The organism is Domibacillus aminovorans (assembly GCF_001643235.1).
Lineage (GTDB): Bacteria > Bacillota > Bacilli > Bacillales > Domibacillaceae > Domibacillus > Domibacillus aminovorans.
Genome location: NZ_LQWY01000067.1, coordinates 32,137 through 54,519 on the forward strand (window position 1 = coordinate 32,137; position 22,383 = coordinate 54,519).

General features: G+C 39.4%; 19 protein-coding genes, 2 tRNA genes and 2 pseudogenes. 13 read left to right on the forward strand and 10 right to left on the reverse strand.

What is annotated here, in order from left to right:
• Positions 1-64 precede the first annotated feature (64 nt).
• From AWH49_RS15980 to rlmH, 11 genes are all read left to right on the forward strand, one after another.
• Positions 65-1,351 carry an adenylosuccinate synthase gene (locus AWH49_RS15980; protein WP_034287768.1) on the forward strand — a complete coding sequence of 429 codons (1,287 nt, stop codon included), beginning with the start codon at positions 65-67 and terminating at the stop codon, positions 1,349-1,351.
• 280 nt (positions 1,352-1,631) lie between these two features.
• Positions 1,632-1,708: transfer RNA gene (locus tag AWH49_RS15985), tRNA-Asp, on the forward strand.
• Between the two features lie 117 nt (positions 1,709-1,825).
• Positions 1,826-1,898: transfer RNA gene (locus tag AWH49_RS15990), tRNA-Phe, on the forward strand.
• A gap of 318 nt (positions 1,899-2,216) precedes the next feature.
• Positions 2,217-2,927, forward strand: a complete 711-nt coding sequence (gene yycF / locus AWH49_RS15995; RefSeq protein WP_018395029.1) for a response regulator YycF — start codon at positions 2,217-2,219, stop codon at positions 2,925-2,927.
• Positions 2,928-2,932: 5 nt separating this feature from the next.
• The gene (gene walK / locus AWH49_RS16000) at positions 2,933-4,756 is read left to right on the forward strand and encodes a cell wall metabolism sensor histidine kinase WalK (protein ID WP_063966537.1); all 1,824 of its coding nucleotides are present in this window, start codon (positions 2,933-2,935) and stop codon (positions 4,754-4,756) included.
• Positions 4,753-6,096, forward strand: a complete 1,344-nt coding sequence (locus tag AWH49_RS16005) for a YycH family regulatory protein (RefSeq protein WP_063966538.1) — start codon at positions 4,753-4,755, stop codon at positions 6,094-6,096. Before walK ends, AWH49_RS16005 begins: the two co-directional genes overlap by 4 nt.
• On the forward strand, positions 6,083-6,868 hold the full coding sequence (locus tag AWH49_RS16010) for a two-component system regulatory protein YycI (protein ID WP_063966539.1): 786 nt from the start codon (positions 6,083-6,085) through the stop codon (positions 6,866-6,868). Before AWH49_RS16005 ends, AWH49_RS16010 begins: the two co-directional genes overlap by 14 nt.
• A 20-nt stretch (positions 6,869-6,888) precedes the next feature.
• On the forward strand, positions 6,889-7,683 hold the full coding sequence (locus AWH49_RS16015; protein WP_063966540.1) for an MBL fold metallo-hydrolase: 795 nt from the start codon (positions 6,889-6,891) through the stop codon (positions 7,681-7,683).
• 259 nt (positions 7,684-7,942) lie between these two features.
• Complete coding sequence (locus AWH49_RS16020) at positions 7,943-9,136, forward strand: S1C family serine protease (protein WP_063966541.1); 1,194 nt, start codon at positions 7,943-7,945, stop codon at positions 9,134-9,136.
• A 13-nt stretch (positions 9,137-9,149) separates the two neighbouring features.
• Positions 9,150-9,293 carry a CxxH/CxxC protein gene (locus tag AWH49_RS16025; protein ID WP_018395023.1) on the forward strand — a complete coding sequence of 48 codons (144 nt, stop codon included), beginning with the start codon at positions 9,150-9,152 and terminating at the stop codon, positions 9,291-9,293.
• A 327-nt stretch (positions 9,294-9,620) separates the two neighbouring features.
• On the forward strand, positions 9,621-10,100 hold the full coding sequence (gene rlmH / locus AWH49_RS16030) for a 23S rRNA (pseudouridine(1915)-N(3))-methyltransferase RlmH (RefSeq protein ID WP_063966542.1): 480 nt from the start codon (positions 9,621-9,623) through the stop codon (positions 10,098-10,100).
• A gap of 266 nt (positions 10,101-10,366) precedes the next feature.
• Here rlmH and AWH49_RS21405 read toward each other — a convergent pair.
• The 9 genes and pseudogenes from AWH49_RS21405 to AWH49_RS16065 all read right to left on the reverse strand — a co-directional run.
• Positions 10,367-10,411: pseudogene (locus AWH49_RS21405) on the reverse strand (hypothetical protein); the annotation flags it as partial.
• A 22-nt stretch (positions 10,412-10,433) separates the two neighbouring features.
• Positions 10,434-10,660, reverse strand: a pseudogene (locus tag AWH49_RS19605) (NAD(P)-binding domain-containing protein); the annotation flags it as partial.
• Between the two features lie 108 nt (positions 10,661-10,768).
• The gene (locus AWH49_RS16035) at positions 10,769-12,115 is read right to left on the reverse strand and encodes a GntP family permease (RefSeq protein WP_063966543.1); all 1,347 of its coding nucleotides are present in this window, start codon (positions 12,113-12,115) and stop codon (positions 10,769-10,771) included.
• Positions 12,116-12,142: 27 nt separating this feature from the next.
• Positions 12,143-13,681, reverse strand: a complete 1,539-nt coding sequence (gntK, locus tag AWH49_RS16040) for a gluconokinase (RefSeq protein WP_063966544.1) — start codon at positions 13,679-13,681, stop codon at positions 12,143-12,145.
• On the reverse strand, positions 13,674-14,405 hold the full coding sequence (locus AWH49_RS16045; protein ID WP_063966545.1) for a GntR family transcriptional regulator: 732 nt from the start codon (positions 14,403-14,405) through the stop codon (positions 13,674-13,676). The genes gntK and AWH49_RS16045 overlap by 8 nt, the downstream gene beginning before the upstream one ends.
• 480 nt (positions 14,406-14,885) lie before the next feature.
• Positions 14,886-15,893: a FecCD family ABC transporter permease gene (locus AWH49_RS16050; RefSeq protein WP_063966546.1), complete on the reverse strand. Its 1,008-nt coding sequence runs from the start codon at positions 15,891-15,893 to the stop codon at positions 14,886-14,888.
• A complete protein-coding gene (locus AWH49_RS16055) occupies positions 15,890-16,900 on the reverse strand; it encodes a FecCD family ABC transporter permease (RefSeq protein WP_063966547.1) in 1,011 nt (336 codons plus the stop codon). The genes AWH49_RS16050 and AWH49_RS16055 overlap by 4 nt, the downstream gene beginning before the upstream one ends.
• A gap of 69 nt (positions 16,901-16,969) precedes the next feature.
• A complete protein-coding gene (locus tag AWH49_RS16060) occupies positions 16,970-17,893 on the reverse strand; it encodes an iron-hydroxamate ABC transporter substrate-binding protein (protein ID WP_063966548.1) in 924 nt (307 codons plus the stop codon).
• Positions 17,844-18,689 carry an ABC transporter ATP-binding protein gene (locus AWH49_RS16065; protein ID WP_034287732.1) on the reverse strand — a complete coding sequence of 282 codons (846 nt, stop codon included), beginning with the start codon at positions 18,687-18,689 and terminating at the stop codon, positions 17,844-17,846. Before AWH49_RS16065 ends, AWH49_RS16060 begins: the two co-directional genes overlap by 50 nt.
• Positions 18,690-18,887: 198 nt before the next feature.
• Between AWH49_RS16065 and AWH49_RS16070 the strand changes: the two genes are divergently transcribed.
• Positions 18,888-19,937 carry an NAD(P)/FAD-dependent oxidoreductase gene (locus tag AWH49_RS16070; RefSeq protein ID WP_063966549.1) on the forward strand — a complete coding sequence of 350 codons (1,050 nt, stop codon included), beginning with the start codon at positions 18,888-18,890 and terminating at the stop codon, positions 19,935-19,937.
• 101 nt (positions 19,938-20,038) lie between these two features.
• On the opposite strand, the gene AWH49_RS16075 is transcribed toward AWH49_RS16070, so the two are convergent.
• Entirely contained in the window at positions 20,039-20,407 is a 369-nt protein-coding gene (locus tag AWH49_RS16075) for a hypothetical protein (protein WP_157723764.1), read from the reverse strand.
• A gap of 534 nt (positions 20,408-20,941) precedes the next feature.
• On the opposite strand from AWH49_RS16075, the gene AWH49_RS16080 reads away from it, so the two are divergent.
• Positions 20,942-22,336, forward strand: coding sequence for an MFS transporter (locus AWH49_RS16080; RefSeq protein WP_063966551.1), 1,395 nt, complete (start codon positions 20,942-20,944; stop codon positions 22,334-22,336).
• Positions 22,337-22,383 lie beyond the last annotated feature (47 nt).

Below are 22,383 nucleotides of genomic sequence, written 5' to 3' on the forward strand. Positions count from 1 at the left end.
TTTTACTGGTAAAATAACTGTGTTTGAGAAAACGTTTTTCATGAACCTTCGGAGGTGCAAAAAAATGTCATCAGTAGTAGTAGTAGGAACGCAGTGGGGCGATGAAGGAAAAGGAAAAGTTACAGATTTTCTTTCTGAAAATGCAGAAGTGGTTGCCCGTTATCAAGGCGGAAACAATGCAGGCCATACAATTAAATTCAACGGTGTTACATACAAGCTTCATTTAATCCCGTCCGGTATTTTTTATTCGGATAAAATTTGTGTAATCGGAAACGGTATGGTTGTTGATCCGAAAGCGCTTGTAAAAGAGCTTGCCTATTTGCATGGACATGGTGTATCAACGGATAATCTTCGTATATCAAACCGTGCACATGTGATCTTACCTTATCATTTGAAAATCGATGAAGTAGAAGAAGAGCGCAAAGGCGACAATAAAATTGGTACGACGAAAAAAGGAATCGGCCCTGCTTATATGGATAAAGCAGCACGCATGGGTATCCGTATGGCTGACCTTTTAGATCGGGAAACATTTGAAGAAAAATTAACACATAACGTAGCAGAAAAAAATCGTCTTCTAGAACGATTTTATGAAACAGAAGGATTTAAAGTAGAAGATATTCTTGATGAATATTACGAGTACGGTCAGCAAATTAAAGATCTTGTCTGTGACACATCTGTTGTGTTGAACGATGCGCTTGATGAAGGCCGCCGCGTATTATTTGAAGGTGCACAAGGTGTTATGCTTGATATCGATCAAGGAACATATCCGTTCGTTACGTCATCAAACCCGGTTGCTGGGGGTGTGACAATCGGTTCTGGTGTTGGACCGACTAAAATCACACATGTTGTTGGCGTATCAAAAGCGTACACAACGCGTGTGGGTGACGGTCCATTCCCGACTGAATTGAATAATGAAATCGGAGACCGTATCCGTGAAGTTGGCCGTGAGTATGGGACAACGACAGGCCGTCCACGCCGTGTTGGTTGGTTTGACAGCGTTGTTGTTCGTCATGCACGCCGCGTCAGTGGTTTAACTGACTTGTCACTTAATTCTATCGACGTGTTGACAGGTATTGAAACATTGAAAATTTGTACGGCTTATCGCTACAAAGGTGAATTGATTACCGAGTATCCGGCAAATCTTCGCGCCCTCTCAGAGTGTGAGCCCGTATACGAAGAACTTCCAGGCTGGACAGAAGACGTTACAGGCGTGAAAAACTTGCATGAGCTTCCTGAAAATGCACGTCATTATATTGAGCGCGTTTCACAGCTGACAGGTATTCCGCTTTCTGTATTTTCTGTTGGACCGGACCGCAATCAAACGAACGTTGTAAGAAGTGTTTGGGGCTAATCGTTATGAAAACCGTTTCCTTCGTGGAAGCGGTTTTTTTAATAGGCTGCGTTCAGTGCCCCTTGTTCATACTTTAAGTCGATTAAGTCGTATTTAGATGCGATTGTTCATGAATTGAGGCATGAAATGACGAAATTTGTATTGCAACGTTTGGAAATAGTCGCAAAATTGTCAATATATATTCTTTTTGTTCGCATTTTTCGACATTTTTTTTCGAAATGTATTGTCAGTATCTTAGGCATGTGATACTATTAGCAAAGTTGCTAGTAAACATATTGTTGGTCCGGTAGTTCAGTTGGTTAGAATGCCTGCCTGTCACGCAGGAGGTCGCGGGTTCGAGTCCCGTCCGGACCGCCATTTTTACTTTAACCTAATGTTATGTCTTAAAAGCGGCCGTCCGCACCTATGAATTGTCCTTCATGATCAACGGCCGCTATGTTTTTAACAGATAACGTAAAGAACGTTAATTATCTAGGCTCAGTAGCTCAGTCGGTAGAGCAAAGGACTGAAAATCCTTGTGTCGGCGGTTCGATTCCGTCCTGAGCCATCAAAAAAAGCATCGCGGTGATTTCGCTCCCGTGGTGCTTTTTATTATTTTATCCCGCATTAAAGGGCAGTAAGTGAGAATGTATTGTAAAACTTCGAAAAAAGAAGGGTAGATGAGGAACAACTACCCGTAAAAGCGTAATTGATCCAGGGTTGAAGTGAAGTTCCACTTTATGAAATGTTTACCGATCAGAAACGGGATGCCGCAGTCACACTATTCATGGTAAAGTTAAAAAAGGTAAAAGAGGCGCAAATATGATAAAATGTATTATTTGAAGCCATCTTTAACGTATTGAAAAAGAAGCGAGGGACATATATTATGCAAAAGAAAATATTGGTTGTAGACGATGAAAGACCAATTGCAGACATTTTGCAGTTTAATTTGAAAAAGGAAGGATACGACGTTCAGTGTGCATATGATGGAGATCAGGCTGTTGAGATGGTAGAAGAAATGCATCCGGATATCATTTTACTGGATATTATGCTTCCAGGCCGTGACGGAATGGAAGTGTGTCGTGAAGTACGTAAAAAATATGAAATGCCCATTATTATGCTGACGGCAAAAGATTCTGAAATTGATAAAGTACTCGGTCTTGAACTTGGTGCGGATGATTACGTCACAAAGCCGTTTTCCACACGTGAACTCATTGCCCGTGTGAAAGCGAATTTGCGCCGACATCAAGCGGTGCCTGTACAAGAAGAAGAACAGGCAGAAACGAATGAAATTGCGGTCGGGGCGCTAACCATTCATCCGGATGCATACATTGTTTCGAAACGAGACGAAACGATTGAATTAACGCATCGTGAATTTGAACTACTCCATTATTTAGCTAAACATATCGGACAAGTCATGACACGTGAACATTTGCTTCAAACAGTTTGGGGATATGACTATTATGGGGATGTCCGGACAGTGGATGTCACTGTGCGCAGGTTGCGAGAAAAGATTGAAGATAACCCGAGCCACCCTTCATGGATTGTGACGCGAAGAGGAGTAGGCTACTACTTACGCAATCCTGAGCAGGAGTAGCATTGATGAAAGGAGTAGGTTTTTTTCGTTCGATTCAAATGAAATTTGTGCTTACATATGTGCTGCTTATTTTATTTGCGATGCAAGTTATTAGCGTGTATTTCGTAAACTCCCTTGAGGAAAAATTTGTCACGAATTTTAAAACCTCTTTGCAAGAACGTGTTAATTTATTGGAGTACAATTTACGTGAAGAAATGTTGAAAGAGCGCAATGATGAATCTAATACACTTGAGCAGGATATTCGGGGTATTTTAGAAGATTTTTCTGCCAGAGATATTACAGAAGTGCGTATCGTTGATGAGCGGAGCCGGATTATCGGTACATCTGATGCGAATAATCAAGGTGTCGTCGGCCAGCGTATGACCGAGATTGCCATAAAACGGGCACTGTCTGCTGGTGCGACAGAAAATAATATGTTTATTGACGACCGGACTGGTCAGCGTGTTTGGGTATTGACGTCTCCTATTTTATCAAATAGTGAAGTGATCGGTGCCGTTTATTTAATTGGAGATATCGAAACCGTATTCAGTCAGCTAGATGATATTAATGAAATCCTATTTTCTGCGGCAATTTTAGCACTAGCTATTACCGCGATACTAGGCATTACACTAGCGAGAACCATTACAAGGCCAATTACCGATATGAGGCGTCAGGCGGTTGCTCTTGGAAAAGGAAACTTCTCGAGAAAAGTAAAAGTGTATGGCCAAGATGAAATTGGTGAACTCGCTGTAACATTCAATAATTTAACGAAGCGGCTTCAGGAATCGCAAGCGACAACAGAAGGTGAGCGTCGTAAGCTGTCATCGGTTTTGTCACACATGACTGATGGGGTAATTGCGACAGACCGCCGTGGCCGTGTTATTTTAATTAATGAACCAGCGTCAAAAATGCTGAATGTTTCACGTGAAACAATTATTTCACAGCCGATTGTGTCTCTGCTAAATTTAGAGGAAGACTATTCATTTGATGAGTTATTAAATGAGCAGGATTCGGTCATTCTTGATTATAGTACGCATGACCGCCCATATATCTTACGGGCAAACTTCTCGGTTATTCAAAAAGAAACGGGCTTCGTCAATGGGTTAATTACAGTTTTACATGACATTACTGAACAGGAAAAAATTGAAATAGAACGCCGTGAATTCGTGACGAATGTTTCACATGAACTGCGGACGCCGCTTACGACGATGCGCAGCTACTTAGAAGCGCTAGCTGATGGGGCATGGCAGGATCCGGACATTGCACCGAATTTTCTTGATGTGGCACAGACAGAGACCGAGCGGATGATCCGGCTCGTGAATGATTTGTTGCAATTATCAAAATTCGACAGCCGCGAATACAATTTAACGAAGAAAGATACCGATTTTATCGAGTTTTTCAATAAAATTATTGATCGTTTTGAAATGACGAAATCGCAGGAAGTTACATTCCGACGTAAACTGCCACGCTATCCGATTTATGTCACAATCGACCAGGATAAACTGACGCAGGTCATCGATAATATTATTTCCAATGCGCTGAAATATTCGCCAGAAGGCGGACTCGTTTCATTTAAAGTGGAAGAGCATGGTGACACGATTCAAATAAGCGTCAGTGATCAAGGAATGGGTATTCCGAAAAAGAGCCTTGAGCGCATTTTTGAACGTTTTTACCGTGTAGATCGGGCTCGTTCGCGGAAAATGGGCGGTACCGGTCTTGGTCTTGCGATTGCAAAAGAATTGATTGGTGCACATGACGGCCACATTTGGGCGAAGAGTGTGGAAGGAAAAGGGACAACGATTTTCTTTACATTGCCGGCAGATCTTTCCGAAGAGGATGATTGGGTATGAATTATGAAAAAATCAAATCTGCTGCCCTCGCGCTGTTTGTGCTCATAAGCCTGGCGTTTACATGGGGCATCTGGAACTACAAGCCTTCTTATGAAACGATTAAAGACAGCTCAGATACAATTGTAAAAGAAGTAGAAATTGGCCAGCAACGCAAAATTTCAGCGCTGCTGAAGCCATCTAAAATTGTAACCCATTTGCAGGATCAACATTACGGAACGGTGGCAGAAGAAGAGTTAACATGGTTCATGGAGGAAATGGCTTCATGGATATTTTATGAACCGGAAAATATTTCTAGTTTATTGAATGAGCAAGAATTTAATGAACTGTTGACTGGTGATTCTCATGTCGAATTATTTTTTTCTGGATCCATTCCGTTTAATACCATTAAAAATATATTGGCTTTTAATCATTCAGATGTCCCGAGTGCCGTATTTGACCGGATGGTAATTAAAGAGGAAGAGCAAAGTAACAGCGCGTCTGTTTACTTCGTTTCCGTACAGGAACGGCTCGTATTTAAAAGCCGGATTGAATCCGCATCACTTGCAGAATTTAAAATGCGCTATTTGGTACAATCAGATCATCTTGAACCATACATCGCGCATCAAATTCCAAATGGACCACTTTTGTTTGTAAGAAAAGAAGCACCGGTATTATATACGCAAAAATATTTGCCCGAACAAATAGAGGCTGAAACCTTTAAAAAAGCCCTGTTTAATGATCCAAGTTACGTAAAACGTGGAACGAGCTTGGGAAGTGATGAATACACAGACGGTTCAAGTTTAATGCGTGTTAACCACAGTACCGGTGTCATTACGTATTTGAATTTGGCATTAGAAAATGAAATCGGTCAGAAAATGGCGCTTAATACGCTTATTGATAAAAGTATTAGCTTCGTCAATGACCATAATGGCTGGGTGGATGAGTACCGGCTGTTCAGCACAACACCAGGTTCGTCGTTCATTAGTTACCGGTTGTTCTTAGATGATTATCCAGTATTTAATGAGCAGGGGATGGAGGGGATGGCTGAATTATCTCAAACTTGGGGACGTGAACGTATTTATCAATATAAACGTCCTTCTTTTATCATTCAGCTTGATAGTCCGCTTCCAGAAACAAAGACCCCGATTGAGCTTGAAAGCGGAGAAGAAGCCATTAGCAAAGTGCTCAGTCAAGAAATTGATGTGTCTCTTTTGACAGATATGCAGGTTGGTTATGAAATGACCGTTGAGCGTGAATCACCGAAAATTTTAGCGCTTGAGCCTTCCTGGTACTACAAATATAATGGAACGTGGCAGCGTCTTGTGACTGGTGGAGGGGGAGCGGCCGATGGATTGGAGTAAAACGAAAACGATTTTTATCGCTGTGTTCCTTGTGCTCGATCTGTTTCTAGCAGTCATGTTTTTTAACAAATACGATGCGACCCGTTTTGAAGTCATTAAGGAAACATCAATTGAAGAAAAGCTTCAGTCCGACCGAATTGAATACGAAAAAATGCCGGTGGATGCCGAAGAGCTGTCCATTATTACGGCCAAACCGAAAATATTCTCTGAAAAAGAGTTTTTCTTTTTAACGAAGCAGAGGATGACAATTAACAATGGAACAGAAGTTGTTAGTGAGCTGGACAAGCCATATGACACGGATAAGGCAACACGCGAAAAAATTGTCTCTTTTGTGAAAAACAACGTGCTTCAGGGCGACCGCTATTCCTATTGGAAGCGGAACCGTGATGAAAAAACAGTTATTTTTTATCAACAGTTTGATGATAAAAAACTGTTCAAAAATAGAAGTGGTTATTTAACGGTGCAGTTGGATGATGCTGACAACATTATTGGCTATACACAGACGATGCTGTCAGACATTGATGAAAACCGTGAAGAAGAAGCGATTTTACCAGCCTTCCAGGCGATTGATGCCTTGTACAAAAATGGCCTCATTCAGCCGGATAGTGAAATTGCCAATGCAGAACTTGGCTACTATACCGTCGTACAGCTAACAGAAGCACAGGTACTGTCACCGACATGGTACTTTCAGCTGAAAAAAGATGATAAAACGGAAGAAATTTATGTGAATGCATTTGACGGATCGATTTATCAAACGGAAAAAGAGTCGTAATTTAACTGGAGTGGTAATACATGACGATGCAATTTAGTGTGCTTGCAAGTGGAAGTACCGGCAACGCAATTTTTGTGGAATCAGACGGTCAATCGTTCCTTGTGGACGCGGGATTGAGCGGTAAAAAGATGGAGGAACTATTTTCATCGATCGGCAAGAAGATTGCGGACCTTTCCGGCATTCTTGTTACACATGAACATAGTGACCATATTAAAGGACTAGGTGTGCTGGCCAGAAAATATAAATTGCCGGTATACGCCAATGAAAAGACGTGGCGGGCAATGGACCGATTAACGGGTACCATTGATGACAGCCAGAAGTTTATATTCGAAATGGAAACAGTGAAAACATTCGGCGCACTTGACATCCAGTCATTCGGCGTATCACATGATGCGGCCGAGCCGATGTTTTATATTTTTCATCACGGCAGCAAAAAACTTGTGCTGATTACAGATACAGGCTACGTCAGTGACCGAATGAAAGGTTTAATCAAAAATGCGGATGCCTATGTGTTCGAAAGTAATCATGACGTCGGAATGCTGCGTATGGGCCGCTATCCATGGAACATTAAACAGCGCATTTTAAGTGATGTCGGCCACGTATCGAATGAAGATGCTGCACTCGCCATGAATGATGTCATTGGACCGAACACGAAACGAATTTATTTGGCGCATTTAAGCACAGATAATAATATGAAAGAACTTGCAAAAATGAGTGTCACGCAAACACTACAAATGAAAGACGCCGGTGTCGGAGAACAATTTCATTTATTTGATACCGATCCGAAAACGTCAACACCGCTTGCTATGATTTAAACGAAACGTCCCTAGCTTGTGCGCTGGGGACATTTTTTGATTAATTAAATGGTCAAAAAGCAGGATGAGCGGTTAGAAAAGACGTGGACTGGTCACAAATATGGCTAAGCGATCAAAAACTTGTATAAGTGGTCAAAATAGGCTTGAACCTTATTTTCTTCCTTATCAGTTGTCCTTTTTTTAGTCAAAGGCGTATAATTTTTCAGAATAGATAAAGTGAATGGTGAGACAATAACCGAGTGGAAAGGATGAGGAATACATGGGTTATTATGATGAAGGACGCATTGGACGTAATAAGGGTGGTGGAAAAGGCGGTTATTTTTTATCTGGGCTGGCAGGTGTTGTTATTGGCGCGGGATTGGTCGTCGCAACAATTCCATCCATAATGGATTACCAGAACGACGAACGAACTGTCGTTGAAAATCAATCATCTGGCCGAACAGAACAAGTTTCGTTTGATGTGACAACAGACGTGACAAAAGCAGTTGATAAAGCGAAAGATACGGTCGTCGGCATTACAAACATTCAAGAAACAATGAGTTTTTTCGGATCAGAAGCGACGACGCAGGAAGCGGGTACAGGAAGCGGTGTTATTTATAAAAAAGATGGAGATAAAGCATTTATCATCACGAACTACCACGTTATTGAAGGCTCACAGCAGCTGGAAGTAACGCTTGCGGATGGCACGAAAGAACCGGCAAAGCTTATTGGCAGCGATGTATGGACAGATCTTGCTGTCTTATCGATCAGCGGTAAAAATGTCGAGAAAACAGCTGAATTTGGCAATTCGGAGGCATTGAAAATAGGCGAACCGGTTATCGCGATCGGAAATCCACTTGGTCTTGAATTTTCCGGCTCCGTTACGCAAGGTGTCGTCTCGGGACTTGAACGTGCCATTCCTGTTGATTTAAACGGTGACATGGTGAACGACTGGCAGGCAGAAGTATTGCAAACAGATGCGGCAATTAACCCGGGTAACAGTGGCGGCGCACTTGTTAACATTGCCGGACAGGTGATCGGTATCAACTCGATGAAAATTGCCGAAAATGCTGTTGAAGGGATCGGACTATCCATTCCAATTGATGCAGCACTGCCAATCATTAAAGACCTTGAATCATTTGGAGAAGTGAAGCGTCCTGCTATGGGCATCACGCTTCAAAATGTCAATGAATTGCCATCGTATCATCAGCAGCAAACACTCAAACTTCCTGAAACGGTAACAGAAGGTGTCATCATTGAGCAGGTGCTCACCAAATCACCGGCAGCAGAAGCGGGGCTGCGTGAATACGACGTGATTACCGAACTGGACGGTAAACCAATTAAAGACGTTATCGAACTGCGTAAATATATGTATAACAATAAAAAAGCAGGAGACAGTGTCACTATCACATACTATCGCGGTGGAAAACAACAGCAGACTGAGTTAAAATTAGTAGCGGAAAGTGATTTTTAATGGGGGAAAAAAGATGTATTGTTGTTTAGAACATGCCGAGTTAGCCTTGGATATTGCTGTTGATGAGTATGAAACAGCGCCTAAAATAGAAAAAGTAGAAGAAACGATTTCATGTGAGTTTTGTAAAAATCAAGCCATGTATGTGGTAGGAAACTAATATTCGGGCACAAAATGTGGATGAATTCTGTGGGTATGTGGATAAAGTCAGAAAATTCCCGTTATCATCATGTTGATAACGGGAATTTTTTAATTATGTGAAAACGATCTTTAATAATATTGAAACAAAATTCTGTAATAAAATATAAAATTATCAAAAAAGTATGAAAATTCATTCTTTTATTTCTGTAGGAGTTAAAAAGAAGAGAGGAAAAGTATGATATTCACAGGTGTAAGATATGGTAAAATATAAACAGAAAGAATGTTGATATGTGGATAACTTCTGTGGATAACCTGTTTGTAAATTGTTTGTAAGGTGGGTTGTATTGTGAATATCTCTATTATAACAGTCGGTAAGTTAAAGGAAAAGTACTTAAAACAAGGCATTGATGAGTATGTCAAACGACTTTCGGCTTATGCGAAAATGGACATCATTGAAATAGCTGACGAAAAAGCGCCAGAAGTCCTGAGCGATGCTGAAATGATTCAGGTAAAAGAAAAAGAAGGAGAAAGAATCCTTTCAAAAATTGGACAGGACACATACGTCATTGCTCTTGCTATTAACGGAAAAATGAAATCATCCGAAGCTCTCGCAGCTGATCTCGACAAACTTGCCACATACGGAAAAAGCAAAATTGCCTTCATCATAGGCGGATCACTCGGCCTGAGTGATACTGTGCTGAACCGTGCAGATGAAAAGTTGTCATTTTCGAATATGACATTCCCGCACCAGTTAATGCGGTTGATTTTAGTGGAGCAAGTGTATCGGAGTTTCAGGATCAACAGAAATGAACCGTACCATAAATAGATGCGGTTTTTTATATTAATTTACATCTATCCTATCATTAGTACTGGATGAAGGACACTTTTCGTATTTCCATGGAGATTACTGTCCTTCAGAACCCGGATGAAAGACATGTTACTGGTTCCCAAGAAGAGTTTTGTCCTATCTGTTTTTTTATTCTAAATTTCATAGATTTTTAAAGGTTCCTTCTTCAAAAAATAAGAGGAACTGTCTTACGAAATAGTACAGGTATAGTGAAGAAATAATGAATCTTTTACTACCACTATCAATCACTGCCAGTTTGTGTGAAAGAATCCTGTTAAATCACTTCGTTCATAAGTATGGGCACCAAAATAATCCTGCTGTGACCATAAGGATTATTTTTCTTGGATGTTCTAAGGAGTGAACAAAATCTTGAATTTCGTAGTAGGGATGAATTGATTGATCTTCAATGTTATCAACAAGTTTATCGGTTAAATCCCTCGTATAATTATAGACAGCCACTTGCTCACTTTACTAGCCATATTTAAAGCAATATTACTGCCCATTACCCTTAAACCAATGACACCAATTGTATTGAACATTTCTTCCTGCTCCTTTTATTTAAGATTAATAGGCAGTAAAACCCTCACTTATAGACTCAGAAGATACTAAGAGAATAAGTGGGGGATCTACTGCCCGAAAATATTGGTTTATACGAATAAACTTAGTAATAGAACAAATCCTAATCCAGCTACAGAAACGATTGTCTCAAGCAATGTCCATGTTGCAAATGTTTCTTTCATGCTTAGGCCAAAATACTCTTTAAACATCCAGAAGCCAGCATCGTTAACATGTGAAGCTATTAAACTACCCGCTCCTGTTGCAAGCACGACTAAAGCAAGATTAACGTCAGATTGTCCTAACATTGGAATAACTAAACCGGCAGTTGTTAAAGCTGCAACAGTAGCAGAACCTAAGGAAATACGTAAGATTGCAGCGATGATCCAGGCAAGCAAGATTGGTGATAATGAAGTTCCTTGGAATAATTCGGCTACATAGTCACCTACGCCGCCATCAATCAATACTTGTTTGAAGGCTCCGCCGCCCCCAATGATTAAGAGCATCATCCCAATATGAGTAATAGCAGTTGTACAAGATTCCATTACATTTTTGATTGGGATTTTTCTTGCTAATCCCATTGTATAGACAGCGACTAATAAGGAAATCAACATGGAGGTTGATGCATCACCAATAAAACGGATAGCTGCTAGTAAGCTATTATCTTCAAATCCCATTGTTTTTTGAAGCAAAGTAATAATCGTAGCAATAGACATTAAAATAACAGGAAGCATTGCAGTAAATACACTGATACCAAATCCAGGTGTGTCTTCCAATTTAAATACTTTTTGTTCACCTAAAGAGGCGATGTTACCAGTTTTTTCAAATGAAGCAGGTACGAGTTTTTTGGTAAGCTTAGTAAATACAGGTCCAGCTAAAATAACTGTTGGAATTGCAATAATGAAACCGTAAAGTAAAACCTCACCAAGGTCCGCGCCATATTCACCAGCAATAACTGTAGGTCCTGGGTGTGGAGGTAAGAAACCGTGTGTTACGGATAAAGCTGCAGCCATCGGAATACCGAGATATAAGATAGAAACCTTTAATTCTTTTGAAATGGCAAATACGATTGGAATTAATAATACTAATCCTACTTCGAAAAATAACGCCACACCGATAATGAATGAAGCAGCTACGACCGCCCATTGAATATTTTTTTCACCAAATTTGTTAACGAGGGTCATGGCAATTCTTTGAGCGCCACCAGAATCAGCGATCAACTTACCTAACATCGCTCCAAGTCCAAAGATTAACGCTAAGTGACCAAGTGTTCCGCCTAATCCGGCTTCAACGGTTTTAACAATTTCCTCTAATGGCATTCCAAGTGCTAAAGCGACACCGAACGATACAATGATTAATGAAATAAAGGTGTTTAATTTGAAGCCCATTATTAAAATTAATAATGCTAAAATTCCAATTGCTACAATAACTAATGGCATTGTAATTTCCTCCTGCTGTTTATCTTATTAGTGTTTTATTAAGCTTCTTTGATAATTGGCAATCCGTGTATAATCGTTTTCTAATACTCTATATAGGTTAATGAAAATCGGCAGTAATTGCCTATATTCTTTTGTTGCATCTTCTTTTGGTGTGTGTTTGTTGGTACTGCCAACCATTTCAGAAACGACTTCAAATGATTGGATTTTTCCGGTGGCATATAAGCCTAAAATACAAGCACCTAGACAAGAACTTTCGTAGCTTTCTGGAACGACTACTTCAGATGCGAATATATCGGACATCATTTGCCGCCAAACATCTGACCTTGCGAAGCCTCCAGTAGCTTGAATTCGGGTCACAGGACCGTCCATGCATTCGGTTAATGCTAAAAATACTGTGTATAAATTGTAAATGACTCCTTCTAGGGCTGCGCGAATCATATGTTCTTTCTTATGAGACATCGTTAAACCGAAGAATGAGCCACGTACGTCTGGATTCCATAATGGCGCACGTTCACCAGCAAGGTATGGATGGAATAACAATCCATTAGCTCCGGGTTTTACACGTTCAGCAATCTTGGTTAATACATCATATGGATCAATTCCTAGTCTTTTCGCTGTTTCTACTTCTGATGAGGCAAGTTCATCACGAATCCAGCGAAGGACCATCCCCCCATTGTTTACCGGTCCGCCAATTACCCAGTGCTTTTCCGTTAAGGCATAACAAAATATTCTTCCCTTTTCGTCTGTTTGCGGCTTGTCAATAATGGTTCGAATGGCACCGCTTGTCCCAATTGTGATGGCAATTTCGCCTTTTCGTATCGCATTTACACCTAGATTAGAAAGGACTCCATCGCTGGCACCAATGACAAATGGTGTTTGTGGATCGATACCAATCTGTTTTGCTAAATCTGAATCACAGTTGGTAAATATCTTGGTTGTTGGTACGAGCTCAGATAATTGAGCAGGTGTTATACCAGCAATTTTTAATGCTTCTTCATCCCAATCTAGTGTTTTGAGATTCATCAAGCCCATGGCTGAAGCCAGGGAATAATCGACAACATATTGATCAAAGAACTTTTTAAAAATATATTCTTTAATTCCGATATATTTTTTAACCTTGACAGCAGTTTCAGGAAGGTCATTCACAATCCAAGCTATTTTAGTTAATGGTGACATGGGGTGAATCGGTGTTCCCGTTCGTTTATAGACTTCATGGCCATTCAACTCATCTTTTATTTTATGTGCCCATGCTTCACTACGATTATCTGCCCATGTGATACAAGGCGTCAGCGGATGCTCATTTTCATCCATGGCAATGACACTATGCATGGCACTGCTAAATGAAACAAACGATAGCTTTTTTTGTGAATGATGTTTCATTATATTTGAAATGGCTTGTAGGACTGCCTGAAAAATCTCTTCTGGATTTTGTTCACCTGTCGACATATCCGGTGTATAAAGCGGGTACCCGATATTTTCTTGTTGGATGACTTCGCCTTTTTCACTAAATAAAACGGCTTTCGTACTTGTGGTTCCGATATCTATACCTAACATATAGTTAGTCATTTTGTTGTACTACTCCTTTAGACAGCATTTGTTGTGACATCCATAGGTCTTCTACTTTAACTTGAACATCATCAAAGTTTTCATGGAAAGACTTAATCATGAGGTCTCTATCTTTTGTTTTGATCGCTTCAATATAAAGCTCATGATTTTTTACAATTCGTGTAAAGTCTTCATACTTTTCTTTGAAACGCATACGCATCGACAAAAGAATGAAGCTTTCCATAACGGGTTTTAAATTATTCCAGATCATCAGGATATATGAATGATTAACTGCATGAATAATCGTTTCATGGAACAAGACATCTTGATATGAAAACTCATCAGCATCACTATATTTGATTGCGACTTTCATCATTTCTAGTATTTTACTAAGTTCCTTTACTAATTCATTAGTGTCCATCCTTACAAGCCGTTCAAATACAAACGATTCTATGAGTAAACGGACATCATAAATTTCTTCTATTTCTTTATCTGATAAACCAATAACAACTGCACCCATTCTTTCTAATCGGATGATATTTTCGGATGCCAGTATTTTTAACGCTTCACGAATGGGTGAGCGGCTTACAGCAAAATCTACAGCTAATTTATTTTCTGATAATATGGTACCGCTTTCGATCTCGCCGGAAATAATACGCATTCTAAGCTCGGATGTTACACGATTACCAGCAGAGGCCTTTGAAAGCCATTTGGAGGGATATAGAAATTCCCTTGATTCGGCCATAAATTCACCTTCTTAATTAATCAAGTATACTTGTATACAAGTATTATAAATAAGATTTTTAATTTGGCAAGCGCTTTTATTAGATCGATGCCTGTCACGCCCCGACATTTGTCGAAGCTTGATAGGTATTTATAATGGTAGGGAATGATACATAGAATGAAAATTGTAATGGCGGCTTCGTTAGGGTTACTAATAATACTTGGAGGATGCAACTCAAAAACAGATGAATAATAACAAAACGCCATTCAAAAGGGTCTAGATGCTGTGACAGAAGATAATTTTAGTAAGGATGAAGGATTATTTGAGGGGCATTAGATAGTAAAAAAAGTGATGAGAGGGCAAAAGCTTATTTAAACAAAGTGCATTTGATTTTAAAAGCAGATAATTTAGTTGAACAAAATAAAATTGAGGATGCGATAAAATCCCTTGGGAATATGTCCATTCTCAAGGGATTTTATTTACAGTCTAAGATGGTGCGCCTTATTTTTTCAATAATAAATACATAAAATAGGGTGCACCAATTAATGCGGCCATAATACCTGCTGGAATACCATCCGGATCAACTAAATTACGTCCGATGGTGTCTGCAAGTAATAATAGCCATCCGCCAATCAGAATGGCAAGGGGGAGAAACAATTGATTTCTCGGTCCTACTAGCGCTTTTGCGATATGGGGAGCGATGAGCCCGATAAAGGCAATTCCACCTGTGACGGAAACGGCAGAAGCTGCTAGCGCAACCGCTGTTAAGAGCAAGACAATCCGTTCCTTTTCAATCGAAACCCCGATGCCAATCGCCACAGGTTCGCTAAGTCCAAGAAGATTTAAACGATTGGCTTTGTATAGCGTAAAGGGAATAAGGACTACCAACCAAGGAAGGATTGCCCATATAAAAGGCCAATCGGCACCCCAAATATTCCCGGCTAACCATTTCGCGATAAAATCCACTTTTGAACGTTCAGCCGATGAAATTAGTACAATCATGATACCGGAAAGTGCCATTGAAAATCCGATCCCAACGAGCACTAAACGAACGGGTTGAAGACCTACATTTCGGTTATATGAAAACACATAGATTAAGCATGCAGTGATTAAAGCACCTATGAAAGCAACAATTGGAAGCAAATAAACGAATGCTCCTGCTTGCACAGGGACAAACAAAAAGAAAACAGCAATGGCCACACCGGCTCCAGAATTAATACCGATAATGCCAGGATCCGCTAAATCATTGCGCGTAATTCCTTGTAAAATAGCACCGGATAGGGCAAGAGCCATGCCCGCTAATAACGTAATAATTATCCGTGGTAATCGAACAGAAAATAAAATAAAATCTTCTTTAAACGTACCTTGACCAAGAAAAGTTGGGATCAGCCTGTCATACGTTAACGAGGCATAACCGATTCCCATTCCAATAACGGCTGTCAATATAATAAGTGCTGTTAACAGACAAAAGATGATTCGCTGTTTTTTGAGTAACGCTGGCTGAATCATGAGAATGCTTTGCCTCCTTTGTGGACGATTAAAAGAAAGAAGGGCAAGCCCAGCATGGCAACAATAGCCGCCACAGGTGTTTCATAAGGAGAATTGATTGTACGGCCAAGCGTATCGGCAAACAGCATAAAAATGGCTCCTGAAACAGCTGCCATCGGTATAATATAACGATAATCAGTTCCAACGATTGCTCGAACTATATGAGGAACCATTAAACCGATAAATGCCATATTCCCAGCAAGTGCTACAGAAGCACCGGCGAGTAATGTAATGACAATAAATAGGATCGTTTTTATTTGAGTTGTCTTTTGACCTAATCCAACAGCTGTTTCTTCGTTTAAACTAAGAATGGTCAGTTGTCTTGAGAGGATAAGAGAAATAAGTATACTGATCGAAATGAAGGGCACGATCACTTGAAGCTGTCCCCATGAAGTACCGATCAATCCTCCGGCGGTCCACATGGATACATCTTTTGAAACTTTGAAGTAAATACCAATTCCTTCTGCGATAGCAGATAGGAAGACAGAAACAGCCGCACCGGCGAGTACAATTCGCAGAGGGGAAAAGCCACCCTTTTTCATAGCACCAAGACCGAAAACCATCATGGCTCCGATAGCCGCCCCCACAAAACAAGCAATCATGATTCCAAAATAATTGGCTGCAGGGATAAAAGCCACGGTCATTGCCAGTGCAGCATTTGCACCAGCAGTTAATCCAAGTAAACTGGGGTCGGCCAGTGGATTTCTTGTCATACCTTGCATCATTGCACCCGAAACAGCTAATGCCGCTCCGACAAAAATTGCGGCAATTTCACGCGGCAGGCGAATTTCACGGATAATGGAAATAGCATTTCCCTTCGTTTGAGAAGAAAGTGCCAGCCAAACATCTTTAAGCGTGATGTCCGCTGCTCCGAATACCATCGCTATCACAAACATCCCAACAAACACAAGGCTTCCCGCAATCAGTTTAAAAACAAATGGGATAGTATAGTCGTTTTCTTTCATCATTAATTAATCATCTTTTCTTTTATAGAATAAAGGAGGAACTCTTAAGTTAAGAATTCCTCCTTATTTGAATTAGTTACCAAGAAAGTTTTTAATAAAGTAATCTAGCTGAAAATCTAACGTTAATGGATCATTGAAGTAGAATTCTTTCATGTTCACTTCAAAAACTCGGTTATTTTTAACAGCAGGGATGTTTTTATACGTATCGGTTTCTTGGAATGAATTATCCTGCTCCGAGTCTTTACTAAGAATGACATAGTCTCCTGAAAACTCAGGCATAACCTCTAATGATAATGCGTAGTATCCATCTTTTAAAGCCGTTTCTTTTACTTTTTCAGGCATCTTTAATTTCATTTCTTGATAAAGAATTTCTGTACCACGGCCCCAGTTATCGCCGTATACATAAAGTTGTTTGTCAAAGTTTTCAATGACAGAAACAGTTGTCTCTTCACCAATTTTGGCTTTAATGTCTTCACCGGCTGTTTGTGCACGTTTTTTGAAGTCATCAATCCATGCTTTTGCTTCTTTTTCTTTATTTAATAATTTGCCTATTTCTAAGTGTTGGGTTAAATAATCTACTTTTCCATATGTATACGTGACAGTAGGAGCAATTTCACTTAATTTATCGACGTTGTTAATCGTTGATAAACCAATGATTAAATCAGGTTCTAATTCAATAATTTTTTCTAAACTTTCATCGGATACTTCTTCTACGTTTTTTAATTCCTTTTCAAAGCGTGGATTCATCTTGGACCATGAATCTACCCCAACAAGATTGACATCTAAAGCCATGATGTTACCGGCAAAAGAAGAAAGTACCAAAACCCGTTGTGGGTCAGCAGGAACTTCGATAGGTCCATTTTCGGATTGATAGGTGATGGTGCCTGATTTTTCTTTGTCCGTAGAGGCCTCTTTCTCGTTATTGTCAGATTCATTACTACAAGCACTAATAATTAGCACGAGCATTAGCATGAATGGAATTAATCGTTTTTTCATTTTTATCTTCTCCTTTTAATAGATCGTATGTAATACACATTGGTTTCTTTGTACGGGGGTCCCGTCCAATTTCAGCGTCAATATGAAAAACTTTTTTTAACACACTTTGATTAATAACTTCCTCGCAAACTCCGGCTTTAACTATTTCTCCGTCTTTTAAAGCAATTATAAAGTCAGCGAAACGAGCAGCTTGGTTTAAATCATGAAGGACCATGACAATCGTACGTTCTTGTTCTACATTTAATTTTTGCAAAAGTTCTAGAACTTCCAATTGATGTGCCATGTCTAAATAAGTTGTAGGTTCATCAAGAAAAATCATTTCCGTTTCTTGTGCAAGAGCCATGGCAATCCAGACGCGTTGGCGTTGACCTCCTGATAGGGCATCGACAGGTCGGAACTTAAAATCGTGTGTTCCTGTGACTTCAAGAGCCCAATCAATGATTTCATAATCTTTTTTTGTTAAGCGTCCGAAGCCTTTTTGATAGGGAAAACGGCCATAAGATATTAGCTCACCGACCGTCAATCCACTTGCACTTTCTGGTGTTTGTGGAAGAATCGCCATTTTTTTGGCGAGTCGCTTCGTGCTTTCTTTGGAGATATGTTCTCCATCTAAAACGACTGTTCCAGATTGATACGGAATAATGCGAGTCATTGCTTTTAACAGCGTAGATTTTCCACAGCCATTCGAACCGATAATGGTTGTGATTTTTTTATCAGGAATTTGTATATTGAGATCTTTTATAATTAAACGTTCACCGTAGCTAATCTTTAAATCATCTGTGTATAGGCGAACCATTACTCCACCTCCACCTCCATCTATTGAAACATATGACTAAACATAATTGATAACGATAATCAATTTCATTACTTTAAATATCATAATTCTATCTATTTTAATTGTCAACCATTGTTTTTATTGTGAAAGTAGAGAGAAATGTGTATATTTAATTGATAATGATAATCAATAACAATTAATTTGTAGGAGTGAATAGACATGGAGCAGCAAGAGCTATTTGATGTAACTGTCATTGGAGGAGGTCCAGCAGGGCTTTATTCCACTTTTTATAGTGGACTTAGGGAAATGAAAACAAAGCTTATTGAATATCAACCACAATTAGGCGGGAAAATACATGTATATCCAGAGAAAATGATTTGGGACGTTGGAGGACTCACGCCAATAACAGGAGAAAAATTAATTGAACAGCTTGTAGAGCAAGGTTTGACGTTTAACCCAAAAGTAGTGTTGAATGAAAAAGTAGAGTTGATCACCCGTGATGATAAAGGCATTTTTGTATTACAATCTGCCTCAGGCCAAAAGCATTTTTCGAAAACAGTCATTGTGGCTGTTGGCGGTGGAATATTAAACCCACAAAAGTTGGAAATAGAAGGTGCAGAGAGATTTGAAGTGTCTAATTTAAATTACACAGTAAAGTCTTTAAAACATTTCAAAGATAAAACGGTGATTATTTCAGGTGGAGGGAATTCTGCAATCGATTGGGCAAATGAATTAGAACCTATCGCAAAAAATGTTTATTTAACATATAGAAAAGATGCTTTAGCAGGTCATGAAGCACAAGTAACAGAGCTGATGAACAGTTCCGCTGTTTGTTTCTTTAATACGTCTATTACAAAACTAATGGCTAGCACTAATCATGAAGTCATTGAACGTGTTGAACTGACAAATCATGAAACAGGAGAGATATCGTATTTGCTAATTGATGAAGTGATTATTAATCATGGTTATGAATGGGATAAGACATTACTTGAAAATAGTGAAGTGGAGATAGCAATAGCAGATGATTATTATATCGCAGGTAATGCTGCGAGCGAATCTTCAGTAGATGGACTATACGCGGCTGGAGACATTCTAAAGCACGAGGGGAAATTACATTTAATAGCGGGTGCTTTCCAAGATGCCGCAAATGCTGTAAACAAAGCGAAGCAATTTATTCAGCCTGATGCTAATAAAACCGGAATGGTCTCTTCACATAATGAGATCTTTAAAAAGCGCAATCGGGAATTGGTTCAAAAAATGATGAAATAATCTATACTCCTTTAACCCGAAGAAAGCCGTTCCTTTAATCGTATTTCTACAATGAATGAAGGAACGGCTTTAAAGTTGATGTTCAATAATAAGAATGCAAACTATTCTCTTCCATCCAATACGCTTCTCTTCAGAATAAAAAGCTGTAAAAGCTTGTACACACTTCTTTTAATTGTTGTCCAAATGAATAAACTTCTATATTGCATTCGGTTAGTTACCGCGAGCCTCATCCGATGAATGTGTTCTTCAGTCACATACGTAGTTTCTCGGTCGATTTGTCCTTCCTTATTCAAATTTTCAATGTAGTTGGTTTCCTCTTCAAGGGCCTTCATCCGAATTTCGGTTTCCACTAATTTCAGTTGATCAGAGTCTTCATCACGTACAATCTTAAGACGATTTCGGGTTTGATTGCACGTCGCGATGACCAACAATGCGGCTCCACGGTTGTCAGATAGAGCTAATGGCAGCATCAATCGTACGAATCATAGCTGTCCTTCAAGCTGCACCATCTATTTTTTGAACTCGGACGTAAAGGTACGATATGCTTGCTTCATCGTGTTTTCGGCTCTACGTCTATTCTAGGTCAAGTAAGTGTACGTGACCGAAATTTTTCTGTCCAGATAAGTGTAGACGATTCATATAAATTCATTCAAATTCCAAATCCTTTTTGTAAAAAGATTAACCTAAAATGGAAAAAAGTTTTTTACAGCGCTTACAAAATTATATTGACGGAATAAAAAGAGGATGATATTCTACTGGTACGGTAATTAATTAGTTTATTAAACTAATTAATGTTCTATCTCGAGATGTAATAAAAAATTTTTTTATATATTTTTGAAAGGGATTTCAAAAATAAAAAATAGGACAAATTTCAAGGAGAAAGGCAAATGTTTTGCTGAAGGTGGGAATAGTGATGGACACACCTTTAAACATCCGAAGGTTCTGATATTAATTTTAGGGCAAGGCTTCTGAAATATGTTTTTAAAGTAATGGAGGGATAAAAAATGAATCAAAAAGCTACGGGAACAGGATCTGCAAATGTGGAAGTCAGAAAATTTGGCATGAGAGATAAATTCGGTTATTTGTTTGGTGATTTCGGTAATGACTTTTTCTTTATACTAGTACTGTCGTTCTTAATGGTTTACTACACAGATGTTTTCCATATTAGTGCGGCTACTGTAGGAGTCCTCTTTTTAGTTGCACGTTTATGGGATGCCGTTGCGGATGTTGCATGGGGTCGGTTTATTGATACTAGAAAATCGGGCAAACATGGTAAATTTAAACCATGGATTTTCAGAATGTCCTTTCCACTCGTTATTTCAGGTATATTAATGTTCGTAAAAATTCCAGGTATGTCAGATGGATTTTATATGGCATGGGCTTTCGTCACATATATTGTCTGGGGAACTTTATATAGCACGGTGAACATTCCATACGGCTCCATGGCGTCTGTCATTACGAGCGATCCTATTGAACGTACAGCTTTATCCACTTGGAGAACGATGGGTGCGATGCTGGCAAGCTTAATCATTAATGTACTTGGCCCTCTCATTGTGTTTGTAGACAATAAGATAGATGCGAACCGTATGCTGATGGCAGCCGCTATTTTCGGTGTTCTGGCGATTGTTTGTTACATGGCATGCTATAAATTATCAACGGAACGTATTGTTGCACCTGAAACTGAAAAAGAAAAAGTGAATATAGCTAAAACAATGAAAGGTCTTTTGAAAAATAAGCCATTAATTTTTATTTTAATCGCATCTTTACTTTTTATGGTGAATACGATGCTGATTGGTACGGTCAATGTGTATTTATTTAAAGATTATTTCAGTAACGCAGCCGCCTTAAGTATCGTAGGCTTTATCCAAGCGGCAGCTGTATTTCTAGCCATTCCGTTAGTGGCACCACTTGTAGCTAGATTTGGCAAAAAAGAAACAGCGGCAACAGGTATGTTACTTGCAAGCGTTGTCTATACTCTTTTATACTTCTTGCCAAACTTGACTTTAACGCCATTTATCGCCATTTCAGCTGTTGGGATGTTTGGGTTTGCCTTCTTCAATTTAGTCGTATGGGCATTCGTAACAGATGTGATCGATTACCATGAATATTTAACCGATTTGCGGGAAGATGCAACTGTATATTCGATCTATTCAATGGCTCGTAAATTAGGTCAAGCTATTGCGGGTGGTCTCGGTGGTTTTGCCATTGCAGCAGTTGGATATGATGCAACTCGTGAGGTGCAAACACAAGGTGCACTTCATGGGATTCATACACTTGCTACTTTAGCGCCTGCAGTCATTTATATTGTGATTTTCTTCATCTTGGTTTTCCTATACCCATTGAGTAAGAAACGCACAAACCAACTGGCTGCTGATTTGGCTGAAAAACGAAAAATATGACGAGCATAATTTAATTTCAAAGAAAAAATCGTACCGATGAAGGTACG